This window comes from Nonomuraea wenchangensis (assembly GCF_900111685.1).
In the GTDB taxonomy this organism is placed as follows: Bacteria; Actinomycetota; Actinomycetes; order Streptosporangiales; family Streptosporangiaceae; genus Nonomuraea; species Nonomuraea wenchangensis.
On sequence record NZ_FOHX01000005.1, the window covers coordinates 527548 to 540317 of the forward strand.

11 protein-coding genes are annotated in these 12770 nt (G+C 72.8%); 6 read left to right on the forward strand and 5 right to left on the reverse strand.

What is annotated here, in order from left to right:
* Window positions 1-52 precede the first annotated feature (52 nt).
* Window positions 53-2560, reverse strand: coding sequence for a DEAD/DEAH box helicase (locus BMW85_RS18290; protein WP_091082960.1), 2508 nt, complete (start codon window positions 2558-2560; stop codon window positions 53-55).
* A gap of 69 nt (window positions 2561-2629) precedes the next feature.
* A complete protein-coding gene (locus BMW85_RS18295; RefSeq protein ID WP_091082628.1) occupies window positions 2630-3913 on the reverse strand; it encodes an acyltransferase family protein in 1284 nt (427 codons plus the stop codon).
* 184 nt (window positions 3914-4097) lie between these two features.
* On the opposite strand from BMW85_RS18295, the gene BMW85_RS18300 reads away from it, so the two are divergent.
* Together BMW85_RS18300 and BMW85_RS18305 are read left to right on the forward strand one after the other, a co-directional pair.
* Window positions 4098-5345, forward strand: a complete 1248-nt coding sequence (locus tag BMW85_RS18300) for a sensor histidine kinase (protein ID WP_091082629.1) — start codon at window positions 4098-4100, stop codon at window positions 5343-5345.
* The gene (locus tag BMW85_RS18305; protein WP_091082631.1) at window positions 5336-5983 is read left to right on the forward strand and encodes a response regulator transcription factor; all 648 of its coding nucleotides are present in this window, start codon (window positions 5336-5338) and stop codon (window positions 5981-5983) included. The genes BMW85_RS18300 and BMW85_RS18305 overlap by 10 nt, the downstream gene beginning before the upstream one ends.
* A gap of 150 nt (window positions 5984-6133) precedes the next feature.
* On the opposite strand, the gene mihF is transcribed toward BMW85_RS18305, so the two are convergent.
* The 3 genes from mihF to BMW85_RS18315 all read right to left on the reverse strand — a co-directional run bounded on the left by mihF (window position 6134) and on the right by BMW85_RS18315 (window position 8416).
* The gene (gene mihF, locus BMW85_RS18310; RefSeq protein WP_020547234.1) at window positions 6134-6439 is read right to left on the reverse strand and encodes an integration host factor, actinobacterial type; all 306 of its coding nucleotides are present in this window, start codon (window positions 6437-6439) and stop codon (window positions 6134-6136) included.
* A gap of 133 nt (window positions 6440-6572) precedes the next feature.
* Complete coding sequence (locus BMW85_RS48505; protein ID WP_143082326.1) at window positions 6573-6752, reverse strand: hypothetical protein; 180 nt, start codon at window positions 6750-6752, stop codon at window positions 6573-6575.
* 329 nt (window positions 6753-7081) lie between these two features.
* Window positions 7082-8416, reverse strand: coding sequence for an ROK family transcriptional regulator (locus BMW85_RS18315; protein WP_218155827.1), 1335 nt, complete (start codon window positions 8414-8416; stop codon window positions 7082-7084).
* A 72-nt stretch (window positions 8417-8488) separates the two neighbouring features.
* On the opposite strand from BMW85_RS18315, the gene BMW85_RS18320 reads away from it, so the two are divergent.
* The 4 genes from BMW85_RS18320 to BMW85_RS18335 all read left to right on the forward strand — a co-directional run bounded on the left by BMW85_RS18320 (window position 8489) and on the right by BMW85_RS18335 (window position 12761).
* Entirely contained in the window at window positions 8489-9727 is a 1239-nt protein-coding gene (locus BMW85_RS18320) for an MFS transporter (protein WP_091082633.1), read from the forward strand.
* Between the two features lie 246 nt (window positions 9728-9973).
* Window positions 9974-11035 (forward strand): LacI family DNA-binding transcriptional regulator, encoded by a 1062-nt coding sequence (locus BMW85_RS18325; protein WP_091082634.1) that lies wholly within the window; start codon window positions 9974-9976, stop codon window positions 11033-11035.
* Window positions 11032-11946 carry a carbohydrate ABC transporter permease gene (locus tag BMW85_RS18330; RefSeq protein WP_091082636.1) on the forward strand — a complete coding sequence of 305 codons (915 nt, stop codon included), beginning with the start codon at window positions 11032-11034 and terminating at the stop codon, window positions 11944-11946. Before BMW85_RS18325 ends, BMW85_RS18330 begins: the two co-directional genes overlap by 4 nt.
* Window positions 11943-12761, forward strand: a complete 819-nt coding sequence (locus tag BMW85_RS18335; protein ID WP_091082637.1) for a carbohydrate ABC transporter permease — start codon at window positions 11943-11945, stop codon at window positions 12759-12761. Before BMW85_RS18330 ends, BMW85_RS18335 begins: the two co-directional genes overlap by 4 nt.
* Window positions 12762-12770: the final 9 nt, after the last annotated feature.

Consider the following 12770-nt stretch of genomic DNA (forward strand, 5'->3'; position numbering starts at 1 on the left):
GTGTGCCGGGACGCCCTTGCCAGTCCGTTCCGGCACACGGCTTGTCATCCCCCTACAGCCGGTTGAGCCCCTGCACGTGCAGCACGGCCCGGCCCTCCTCGTCGGAGGCGGCGAGGTCCACCTGGGCGTCGATGCCCCAGTCGCCGTCGCCCGCCGGATCCTTGATCGTCTGGCGCACCTTCCAGAGCCCCTGCTCCTCCTCGATGCGCAGCAACGCGGGCCCGCGCGCGTCGGCGTCGGTGCCGATCTCCTCGTGGTCGGCGTAGTAGGCGTCCAGCGCCGCGCCCCAGTCGACGTCGGGAGCCAGCTCCGCCAGCTCCTCCTCCTTCTCCAGCGCGCACAGCTCGACCAGCCGGAACATGGCGTTGCGGACCAGCACCCTGAAGGCCCTCGGGTTGCCGGTGACCGGCCGCACCCGCGCCTCCAGCTCCTGCTGCCGCTCCAGCGCCTCGGCCGGGTTGGCCAGCTTCTCCCACTCGTCGATCAGCGAGGAGTCGACCTGCCGGACCAGCTCGCCCAGCCACTCGATGAGGTCGACCAGGTCGTCGGTCTTGAGATGCTCGGGCACCGTCCGCGACAGCGTGCGGTAGGCGTCGGCCAGATAACGCAGCACCGTGCCCTCGGAGCGGGACAGCTCGTAGAACTGGATGTAGTCGCCGAAGGTCATCGCGCGCTCGAACATGTCGCGCACCACCGACTTCGGGCTCACCGTGTGGTCGGCGACCCACGGATGGCCGCGCCGGTAGGTCTCGTACGCGCCGAGCAGCAGATCCTCCAGCGGCATCGGGTACATGACCTCGGTGAGCCGCTCCATGCGCTCTTCGTACTCGATGCCGTCGGCCTTCATCTGCGCGACGGCCTCGCCCTTCGCCTTCTTGAGCTGCGCCGAAAGGATCTGGCGCGGGTCGTCAAGGATCGACTCGACGATCGAGACCAGGTCCAGCGCGTACGACGGCGACTCGCGGTCCAGCAGGTCGAAGGCCGCCAGCGCGAACGTCGACAGCGCCTGGTTGAGCGCGAAGTCCTCCTGCAGCTCGATGGTGAGCCGGGCCCGGCGGCCCTGCTCGTCCGGCTCGGCGAACTGCTCGACGATGCCGCCGGCGAGCAGCGAGCGGTAGATGGCGATGGCCTGGCTGATGTGCCGGCGCTGCCACTTGCGGTCCTCGTGGTTGTCGGTCAGCAGGTGCTTCATCGCCTGGAAGCAGTCGCCCGGCCGGTTGATGACGGCCAGCAGCATCGCGTTGGTGACCTTGAAACGCGACTGGAGCGGCTCGGGCTCGGCCTCCTGCAGCTTCTGGAAGGTCTCCTCGCTCCAGCCGACGAAGCCCTCCGGCGGCTTCTTGCGGGCGTAGCCGCGCCGCCGCTTGGGATCGTCGCCGATCTTGGCGAGGGCGCGGGCGTTGTCGATCTCGTGCTCGGGGGCCTGGCAGGCGACGTAGCCGATGGTGTCGAAGCCCGCCCGCCCGGCGCGGCCGGCGATCTGGTGGAACTCGCGGGCGCGCAGCCGGCGGACCTTGTTGCCGTCGTACTTCGACAGCGCGGTGAACAGCACCGTGCGGATCGGGACGTTGACGCCCACGCCGAGGGTGTCGGTGCCGCAGATGACCTTGAGCAGGCCCGCCTGCGCCAGGCGTTCGACCAGGCGGCGGTATTTCGGCAGCATGCCCGCGTGGTGCACGCCGATGCCGTGGCGCACCAGCCGTGACAGCGCCCGGCCGAAGCGGGTGGTGAAGCGGAAGCCGCCGATCATCGCGGCGATGGCCTCCTTCTCGGCCTTCGTCGCCATGTTGATAGACATCAGCGACTGGGCCCGCTCCATGGCCGCGGCCTGCGTGAAGTGCACGACGTAGACCGGCGCCTGGCCGGTGGAGAGCATCTCCTCCAGCGTCTCGTGCAGCGGCGTCATCCGGTAGGAGTAGATCAGCGGGACCGGCCGCTCGGCGTGCTTGACCACCGCCGTCGGCCGGCCGGTGCGCCGGGTGAGGTCGCGCTCGAACATCGTGACGTCGCCCAGCGTCGCCGACATCAGCACGAACTGCACGTGCGGCAGCTCCAGCAGCGGCACCTGCCAGGCCCAGCCGCGGTCGGGCTCGGCGTAGAAGTGGAACTCGTCCATGACGACCTGGCCGATGTCGGCCCGCGCGCCGTCGCGCAGCGCCACGTTGGCCAGGATCTCGGCGGTGCAGCAGATGATCGGGGCGCCCGGGTTGACGCTGGCGTCGCCGGTCATCATGCCGACGTTCTCGGTGCCGAAGACGGCGCACAGGTCGAAGAACTTCTCCGACACCAGCGCCTTGATCGGCGCGGTGTAGAAGGTGCGCTGGTCGCGGGTCAGGGCCGTGAAGTGGGCTCCGGCCGCCACGAGCGACTTGCCCGAGCCCGTCGGCGTGGCCAGGATGAGGTTGCTGCCCGAGACGACCTCGATGAGGGCTTCCTCCTGGGCCGGATAGAGGGTGAGCCCGCGTTCGGTGTTCCAGGCGGCGAACGCGTCGAAGATGGCGTCCGGCTCGGCGTCGATCTCTTCTGGCAGGCGGTCCACGAGTAGGCTCACACCACCTATCCTGCCGAAGTTTGCCCGGTGCTCGAACCGGTCCCCGCCATCTGGCGTCAACCTGGGGCCCTCGCGCCGCTACGAGCGGGCCCGCGGCACGGTCACGAGCAGCCCGCCGAGGATCGCCAGCATCGCCAGGAACGCCCACGGGCCGGGCGCGAACCCGACGCAGGTCAGCGTCAGGACCCCGGCCCCGATCAGCGCCGCCGCGGCCGTCGTCGCGCCGGTGCCGGCCGTGCCGTACGGCAGCGCGGGCGGCGTCTCGAACCGGGCGAAGATCCGCGTCAGCGGCCACATCACCAGGCACAGCAGCCCGAACCAGAGCGGCCAGCCCGCCAGCCAGAACGCGCCGCCCGGCGCCGGCGTGTCCACCCGCAGCAGCACCACGACCACGCCGGTGACCGCGAACAGCGCCGGCATGTGCCACAGGTAGACCGTCATGATCCGCGGGCCGGCCCACGCCAGCAGCCGGCCGAGCGGCAGCCGGACCAGCACCGGCCGCAGCAGCACCGCCAGCCCGATCTGCCCGAGGCCCACGGCCAGCATGGCGAGCGTGGGCGGGGCCATGTTCGACACCTCGGCGCCGGGCAGACCGATCATGCTGCCCGGGTAGGGGCCGAAGGCCACCAGCAGCGCCGCCGCGCCGAACCCGCCCGCCGCGAGGGCCCACGGCCGGCGCAGCCGACCCTCGGCGTAGAAGAAGCCGAGCTGGTGCACCGCCAGCCAGACGAACACGATGTTCAGGTAGCCGACGGCGTCGAGGCCGGTCGTGAAGCGTACGACGTCCGTGAGCACCGCCCCGGCCGCCAGCGCCGCCGGCACCGCCGCGCCGAAGCGGGCGTGCAGGCGCAGCGCGTACGGGGTCGCCACCACCGCGATGAGGTAGACCGCGAGGAACCACAGGAGCTGCCCCGTGAGCTGCGCCCCCACCCGGAGCGGCTGCTCGGGCACGCCGAGCGAGAGCAGCACCTGGGGGAGCGGGATCCACACCGCCGCCAGCGGCAGCAGCGGCCAGGCCAGCCGCCGCAGCCGCACCGCCAGCCAGCGCGGCGTCCCCTCACGGGCGCGGGCGAAGCCGATCGCGTTCGCCGCGCCGCCCGCGAAGAACACCAGCGGCATCACCTGGCTGAGCCACGTCACCACCCACACGCCGGGCGTGGCCAGCGCGTTGCCCGTGGTCAGCCGCGCGCCGTCGTACGACAGCACGGGGATCGTCCAATGCTGGAACACGATCAGCGCCATGCCGAGCACCCGCAGCAGATCGACGAACGGGTCCCGTCCCTTCGGGATCCCCGTAGGGGCGCCCGTGGACGGGCGCGGTGGCGCGGCGGGGGCTGCCGGGCGGTCCAGCAGGACGGTCATGGGTGCCTCGATTCAGGGGGGATGCGATGGGTCAAGGCTCCCGCCGCGGACCCGTCCGGCGCATTGCCGCGAGCCGCCGTTCCCAGGTCGCGATCACACCACTGCCGGGGGTAGGGACAGCCCTACCCCCTCACACCGGACCGCCTGCTCGTCACGTCCGTGCCGAGGTTCTAGCGTGAAGGCCATGCGCTCCCTCCTGAGGCGGGTCCTTCTCGACACCCGCTACACCTTGGTCGGCTTCCCCACGGCCGTCATCGGCTTCGTGCTCATGATCGCCGGCTTCTCGGCCGGCGTCGGCACCGTGGTCGTGTGGGTCGGCGTGCCGCTGCTGGCCGGCACGCTGATGGTCGCGCGTGGTTTCGCCGACGCGGAGCGCGGATGGCTGTCCGACGTGCTCGACCGGCCGCCGGTGCGGCCGCGGTACAAGCCCGCCCCGGCCGACGCGGGCCGCTTCCGCCGCCTGGTCAACCCGCTCACCAGCGGGCAGTCCTGGCTCGACCTGCTGCACGGGGTGATCAACTTCCCGATCGCGATCGTGTCGTTCGTGCTGACCGTGGTCGCCTGGGCGGTGCCGGTGGCGGCGCTGACGTACCCGGTCTACGGGCTCGTCACCTCGCGCATCCCCGGCAACGTCGAGCTGCCCGAGCTGCTCGGGCTCGGCGACGGCTACCTCGTCAACTCCGCCTTCTACCTCGTGCTCGGCCTGGCCTTCGCGTTGGTCGCGCCCGTCCTGGTGCGCGGCTCGGCGCTGCTGCGGGCCTCGCTCGGCCGGGCGCTGCTGACCGGCGTGGCCGAGCTGCAGGAGCGCATCAGCGACCTCACCGAGGGCCGCGCCGCCGCCGTCTCCGCCGAGGCGAACGCCCTGCGCAAGCTGGAGCGCGACATCCACGACGGGCCGCAGCAGCGGCTGGTCTCGCTGGCCATGGAGCTGTCGCGGGCCCAGCGCCAGCTCGCCAGGGACCCGGAGGCGGCCTCGGCCACGATCAAGTCCGCGATCTTCGCCACCCGTGAGACGCTGGACGAGCTGCGCGCGCTCTCGCGCGGCATCGCCCCGCCCATCCTGTCCGACCGCGGCCTCGCGCCCGCCCTCGCCGCCCTCGCCGGGCGCGCCACCCTGCCCGTGGACCTCGACGTGCAGGTCGTCGAGCGCTTCCCGGCGGCCATCGAGAACGCCCTCTACTTCGTCTGCGCCGAGAGCCTCACCAACGTGGCCAAGCACAGCCGCGCCACCGTCTGCACGATCCAGCTCCAGCGCCTCGGCGACGCCCTCATGCTCACGATCGGGGATGATGGGGTCGGCGGCGCGAACGTCGCCAAGGGACACGGTCTCGCCGGGCTGGCCGACCGGCTCCGCGCCGTCGACGGGGAGCTGACCGTACAGTCGCCGGACGGCGGGCCGACGTTGATCGTAGCGGAGGTGCCGTGCGGGTAGTCGTGGCCGATGACGCGGTTCTGATCAGGGAGGGCCTGGTCAGGCTGCTGGAGGAGTTCGGCTTCGAGGTGGTCGCCACCGTCGGTGACGGTGACACCCTGGTCGAGGCGATCGCCGAGCACAAGCCCGACGTGTCGGTGGTCGACGTGCGGATGCCGCCGTCGTTCACCGACGAGGGGCTGCGCGCGGCGGTCGAGGCACGACGCAGGGTGCCGGGCGCGCCCGTGCTCATCCTGTCGCAGTACGTCGAGGTCTCCTATGCCGACGACCTGCTCGCCGACGCCCGTGGCGCGGTGGGCTACCTGCTGAAGGACCGGGTCGTCGACGTGGACGAGTTTCTGGAAGGCCTGCGGCGGGTCGCCGCGGGCGGGACCGTGTTCGATCCACAGGTGGTGTCCCAGTTGATGGTGCGCAGACGCAAGGACGACCCTCTGGCCCAGCTCACGCCCCGCGAGCGCGAGGTGCTCGGGCTGATGGCCGAGGGGAAGTCGAATCCGGCCATCGGGCGGCAGCTCGTCATCAGCGACGGGGCGGTGGAGAAGCACATCAGGAGCATCTTCAGCAAGCTCGGTCTCTACGCGGAGGACGCCGACCAGCATCGCCGGGTGCTCGCGGTCCTGGCGTACCTGCGCTCCTGAGAGACGTGCCCGTCCCCGGCCCCTCGGCCCTTCGGACCGGCCCGCCGGTGAAGAGCGGGGCGGCTCGCCGCTCTTCCGGCCCCTCCGCGGCCTGATCGAAGGGTCAATGGCCGGTCCGCGCGACGCCCCGCGCGGACCTGGCCGCCCTACCTAGCCGAGCGCCTCGACCAGCTTCTTGCGCTGCTGGGCGCCCAGACCGCCGAGGCGGCGCTTCTCGTCGACGCCCGCCTCCTCCATGAGCGCGGTGGCCTTGGCCGGGCCGACGCCCTTGACGGCCCGCAGGGCCTGCGAAACCTTGATCTTCTTCGCGATGTCGTCGTCACGCTCCAGGAGCTGGGAGAAGGTCAGTTCGCCGGCCTTGACCTTGGCCAGCAGAGCCGTACGGGCGGCGCGGGCCTCGGCGGCCTTCGCCAGAGCCGCCTGCCGCTGCTCGGGGGTGAGGGTGGGAAGTGCCATCTCAGTTCTCTCCTCGGGGAGTTTGGGTTCGGGTCTTTGTTACCCGTGGTGCAGTGGCTAATCATGGCGGATGCCGGGGGTTCTTGTTTGCGGAAAGCGCCCGCTCAGCGCCATCTCCGACCTGCGTGGTCGCTCAGGAGGGGGTCGCGGGCGGCTCCTCCGGCCGTCCGGCCGCCCGCCACGCGATCTTGCCCGCGCCGGTCCGTGCCGGGCCGGCCGCCGGCCCGCGGCGGCCTCGCGCGGGCAGAGCCGGCTCGCCTGCTGTGGCGGGGGCGTGGAAGGCGGGGGACGGGGCGGCGGAGCAGGCGGTCACGTCCGTCCCCGGGGACCTGTCCGGGCGCCCGCGGACCCTCGATGACCTGCGAAGACGTGGCCGCTCTGCCTGCCGGCCCGGCCGGCCGGCGGGCGGCGGGGGCGGGCGCGGTCTCCTGCCCGGTGGCGGGCGCGTACGGGGGAGCGGCGGCATGATCGGCGACGGCCGGAGCCCGGACCATGATTGTTCCGCTCCCCGGCCCTCTCCCGACCGTGCCCCGCCCCTGCAAGATCACCTGGCGGGGGCCGTGAGGCGGGTCCTACGGCGGCTTTTCCGCCTTTGACGTGGAATTCATCACATTCGGCGGATCGGGCGTGTCGCGGGCCTGGTCAGGGTGTGCTTCCGCGCCACTCGCCGAGTCCTTCCGGCGTCAGGAAGGCGTCGAAGACCGACTCCATCGCGCCGAGGAGCGCGCCCCGCCAGCCCAGCGCGGAGCCCTCGATGCGGGGCGGGGCCTCACGGCGGATCGCCATCAGGTACGGCTCCGCCGCCGCCCGTAGCGTCCCGCCCGCCCGCTCGTACAGCTCGACGCCGTGACCGGAGAGCGTGACGGCCTCGGGGTCGTGCGCGTTCACCAGGGCGGCGATGCCGCGCCCCAGGGCGCGGGCGTTGGCGGCCACCGCCTTCCGGCTCGTCGCCAGCACCCGCTCGGCCTGCTCGCGGCCCCGGCCGCCGCCGTGGGCCAGGCCGGCGTGGCGCAGGAGCGCGTTCGCGCCGACCTCCGTGCTCCAGCAGCCGAGCGCGCCGCACGGACAGGGGCGCTCGCCGCCGGTGAGCGGCATGTGGCCGAACTCCGCGCCGGAGCCCGCCGCGCCGCCGAGCGGCCGGCCGTCCACCACCAGCACGCCGCCCAGGTCGAAGTCCACATGCAGGTGCAGCCCCACCCGTACGCCCCGCAACCGGCCCCGCCGCGCCTCCGCCAGCGCCGCGAACGCGGTGTCGTTCCCCACGAACAACGGCACCCCCCACCCCCCGGCACCCCCCAGAACCGCCGCCGCCCCCCGCGCGGGCAGGGGAGGGGCGCCGGCCGCTCGCCCGGAGGGGAGAGGGTTGCCGGCGGAGTCCCAGCCGTCCCCCGCCCGCCCGGAGCGGGAGGGGGTGTCGGTGGAGCCTCGGGCGCCGGTGGGTGGGTGGGGGAGAGGGGTGGTGAGGAGGTGGGGGACGTCGACGGTGTGCCAGGACAGGTGGGCGATGTCGACCAGGCCGCCGTGGCGGACCGGGCCGGCCAGCGCCACGCCCACCCCCGCCACGCGGTGCCCGAGCCGCTCCCGTTCGGCGGCCAGAGCCTCGCCGAGCGTGCCGAGCGCGCCCTCGGGGGTGCCGTCGTGCGGCCGTACGGCGAGCACCGTGACCCGCCCGCCGAGCTCGCAGGCCGCCAGTTCCCAGGCGTCCTCGCGCACGTCGGCGGCCAGCGCGAGGGGGCCGCGCGGATGCGGTCCCGGCACCTGGGTGGGCCGGCCCCGGCCCTGCTCCCTGGCGGGCTCCTCGTGCAGCAGCTCGTCCTCCACCAGCCCCGCGACCAGTACGGACGCGGTCCCACGGGCCAGGCCCAGGTCGCGGGTGAGCTGGGATCGGGTGCGGGTGGCCCCGCCCTCGTGCACGGCCCGCAGCAGCCGGGCCCGGTTGTGCGCGCGCAGCTCACCGCTCGTCGTCGCCCCGTTCACGCCGTGGGTCCCTTCACGTCGTGGCTCCGTTCACCCGTGACTTCGCTGACGGGGACAGTTTATGCTCTTGGCGTGAACAAAAGCCTCATTGATGCCAGGCGTGCTCGTGTCGGAGTTTTTGGATTCTTCGTCTTCGCCGGATTTGTGATGGGCCTGTGGGCGGCCGGGCTGCCCTCGCTCAACGACCGGCTCGATCTCGGCCCGCGCCTGCTCGGCACCGTCCTGCTGCTGATCTCGGGCGGCGCGCTGGTGTCGATGCTGGCCGCCGGGCCGCTCGTCGACCGGTTCGGCAGCCGCCGCGTCTGCTGGGTGGCCGGGCCCCTGTCGGCCCTGGCGCTGCTCGGGCCCGCGCTGGCCCCGTCGTACGGGACGCTGGCGGCGCTCGCCGTGGTGTTCGGCATCGGGCTCGGCGCCTGCGAGGTCGCCATGAACGCCCATTCCGTCGAGGTCGAGCGCGCCTACGGGCGGCCGATCATCTCGGCCTTCCACGGCACCTGGAGCCTCGGCGGGGCCGCCGGCGGCGCGCTGACCGCGCTGTTCCTGCGGGCCGGGGTGGACCCGCAGCTCGTGCTGGTCGTCGCGGCCGTGGTCGTGGCGCTGCTGTACCTTCCGGCGGCGCGGCTGCTGCTGCCGTCCGCCCCGGCGAGCCCCGAGGCGGCGCCGGGCGAGGCGAAGGGCGGCACCGGCGGCTCGCTCACGTGGGGGCTCATCGCGCTGCTCGGTCTCGCCGCCTTCGCCGGTCACCTGAGCGAGGGGGCGGCCATCGACTGGGCCGCGCTGCACGCCCGCTGGGTCCTCGGCACCGACCCGGCGGCGGCGCCGCTGGCGTACACGATCTTCTCGGTCGCGATGACCACCGTGCGGCTGCTGGGTGACCCGATCCGGGCCAGGCTCGGCTCGGTGCGTACGATCCAGCTCGCCGGGCTCCTCGCCACCGCCGGGTACGCGCTCGTCCTGCTCTCCCCGCTCGTCCCCGAGGGTCTGAGGGTGGCGTGCGCGTGGACCGGCTGGGCGCTGGCCGGCGTGGGGCTGGCGACCGTGGTGCCGGTGCTGTTCAGCGCCGTCGGCGCGGCGGGGGAGCGGGTCGGGCGGGCGCTCGCCATGGTCACCGCCTTCGGCTACAGCGGCCTGCTGCTCGGGCCCGCCGTGCTGGGCTACGTGGCGGACGTGGCCTCGCTGCCGGTCGCGCTGATCATCCCGGCGGCGCTGGCCGCCGTCGTCACCATCGCCGGCGCACCGGCCATCCGCTCCCTCCTGCGCGCCTCGCCCCCGGCGCCCGCCGCCCCGCTCCCGGAACCCGCCCGGGACTGACGCTCTCGGAAGGTCAGGCCCGCCTGCGCGCCGGCACCCTGCACGCGCCTCCAGGAGAGGGCCTGATCGCCGAGGACCGGGAGGAGATCGTCCACGGCCTTGCGGTGCGTTTGCCATTCACCCCTCTGACCTGGTGTTATGCGATCGTGACTTGACCGGCGAGTTACGTACGGGTTTCATGTCCCCCACGCCGTAAACGTTTACAGGAGCAAGATCGTAAACGTTTACATCGATGGAAGGACTACCTTGGCCGACGGACCCACGATCAACACGATCGCCGCGCGCGCCGGTGTCTCGATCGCCTCCGTCTCGCGGGTGCTGAACGGCCTGCCGACCAGGCAGGAGACGGTGCGCAAGGTGATGGCGGCCGCCGACGAGCTGGGCTACGTGCGCAACGCCGTGGCCAGGTCGCTCAAGTCCCGCCGCACCCATCAGGTCGCCTTCGCCATGGCCGACGTCGGCAACCCCGCCTACCTGGCGATGCTGCGCGAGATCCAGCCGGTGCTGAAGGCCGCCGGCTACCGGCTCGTGCTGCACTCCACCGACGCCGTCGCCGCCGACGAGATCGACGTGCTGCGCAGCCTCGGCGAGCGGTACGTGGACGGCCTCATCATGAGCCCCCTGCGGGTCACCGACGCCCACCTGGAGACGCTGGCCGCCGCCCGCGCGCCGGTCGTGATCATCGGTCAGGTCCCCGAGGGCACGCCCGTGGACAACGTACGGGCCGACTCCCGCACCGGCGTCCGGCTCGCGATCGACCACCTGTACGCGCTCGGCCGCCGCCGCGTCGCCATGGTCAACGGCCCGCTCGACACCGTGCCCGGCGCCGCCCGAGGGGCCGGCTACCGGGAGGCGCTGGAGGCCGTCGGCCTGCCGTACGACGAGGACCTGGTGCAGATCGCCGACTTCTACCGCCCCGAGGGGCGGCGCGCGGTCGCCGAGCTGCTGGCCCGCCGCCCCGACGTGGACGCGCTCATGTGCGCCAACGACCTCATCGCGCTCGGCGCGCTCGACGTGCTGCGCGACGCGGGCCGCCGGGTGCCGGAGGACGTGGCCGTGGCCGGCATGGACGACACCGACCTCGCCGCCGCCTCCTGGCCCTCGCTCACCAGCGTCTCGCTCGGCTCGGCCGAGCGTGGCCGGGTGGCCGCCGAGCTGCTGCTGGAGCGGCTGAACGGCGGCGAGCGCGAGCCCCGGCGGGTCACCGTCCCGCCCCGGCTCGTGGTCCGCGCCTCCACGGCGGGCGAGGGACACTGCGCCGAAGGTCGCAGCGCCGAGGGACGCCACGCCGAAGGGAGCGGCGCGTGACCGCCACCGCGACCAGGCCCGCGCCGCCGCGCCGGCCGCACGCCCGCCCCCGCGGCATCTCCCGCCAGACCCGCGAGATGTGGCTGCTCATGCTGCCCGCGCTGGTGCCGGTGCTGCTGTTCAGCGTCGGCCCGCTGCTGTACGGCATCGCGCTCGCCTTCACCGACGCCCGCAACACCCGCAACCACGAGACGAGCTTCGTCGGCCTGGAGAACCTGACCGAGCTGCTGACCGCCGAGGACTTCTGGTCCTCCTTCAGGATCGGCGCGATCTGGTCGGTCTCGGTGACCGTGCTGCAGTTCCTGGCCGCGCTCGGCCTGGCGCTGCTGCTCAACGAGAACCTGCGCTTCCGCGGCGTGGCCAGGGTGCTGGCCGTGGTGCCGTGGGCGATGCCCCCGGTCGTCATCGGCCTGATGTGGAAGCTCGTCTACCACCCGGACGCCGGCATACTCAACGCCCTGCTCGGCACGCACATCAACTGGCTGGCCGACTTCTCGCTCGCGCTGCCGGCGATCATCGTGGTCGGCGTCTGGACCGGCATGCCGCAGACCACGGTCGTGCTGCTGGCCGGCCTCCAGGGCATCCCGCGCGAGCTGTACGAGGCCGGCGAGGTGGACGGCGCGACCCGCTGGCGGCGCTTCTGGAACATCACGCTGCCGCAGCTCCGCCCGGTGATCGTGGCGATCACCTCGCTCGACTTCGTGTGGAACATCAACCAGTTCGGCCTGGTCTACGTGCTCACCCAGGGCGGGCCCGGCGGTCAGACGCGGCTGCCCATGTTGTTCGCCTACGAGGAGGCGTTCCGTTACCGCTTCGCCGGCTACGCCTCGATGCTCGGCCTCGCCATGGCGATCGTGGTGCTCGCGGTGCTCGGACTGTACCTGTGGCGCCAGCTGAGGGAGACCCGATGAGACGCTTCTCGCAGTACGCCGCGCTCGCCGCGTACGTCGTCTTCCTGGCCTTCCCGCTGCTCTGGCTGCTGTCGACGGCGCTGAAGACGCCGCAGGAGATGGCCCTGGCCGATCCGACGTGGATCCCGCGCGAGCCGACGCTGTCCAACTTCACCGACGCCTTCGGCGAGCAGGACCTGGTGGGCGCGGCGGCGCGCAGCCTCGGCGTGGCGCTGGCCGCCAGCCTGATCACGGTGCTGATCTCGTTGCCGGCCGCGTACGCGATCGCCCGCTACCGCGGCCTGGTCAACAAGATCGCGATCGGCTGGGTGCTGGTCAGCCAGGTGTTCCCGTTCATCCTGATCATCATCCCGCTCTTCATGATCCTGCGGGACCTGGACCTGGTGAACACGCTGCCCGGCCTGGTGGTCGTGCACGTGACGTTCACGCTGCCGTTCGCGTTGTGGATGCTGCAGGGCTACGTGCGCGCGGTGCCGCGTGAGCTGGAGGAGGCCGCGGCCGTGGACGGCGCGAGCCGGCTGCGCTCGATCGCCTCGGTCGTCGCGCCGCTGCTCGCGCCGGGCGTGGTGGCCACGCTGCTGTTCGCGTTCATCTCGTCATGGAACGAGTTCATGTTCGCCCTCGTCATCCTGCAGAACCCCGACGTCATGACGCTTCCCCTCACGCTGGTGCGCTTCACCGGCCCCGAAGGGGTGGCCAGGCTCGGCCCGCTGGCCGCGGCGTCGCTCATGGCGACGATCCCGAGCTTGATCTTCTTCTCAATCATCCAGCGGCGACTGAAGTCCGGCCTGATGGCCGGCGCCGTGAAGGGCTAGGAGGCTCAC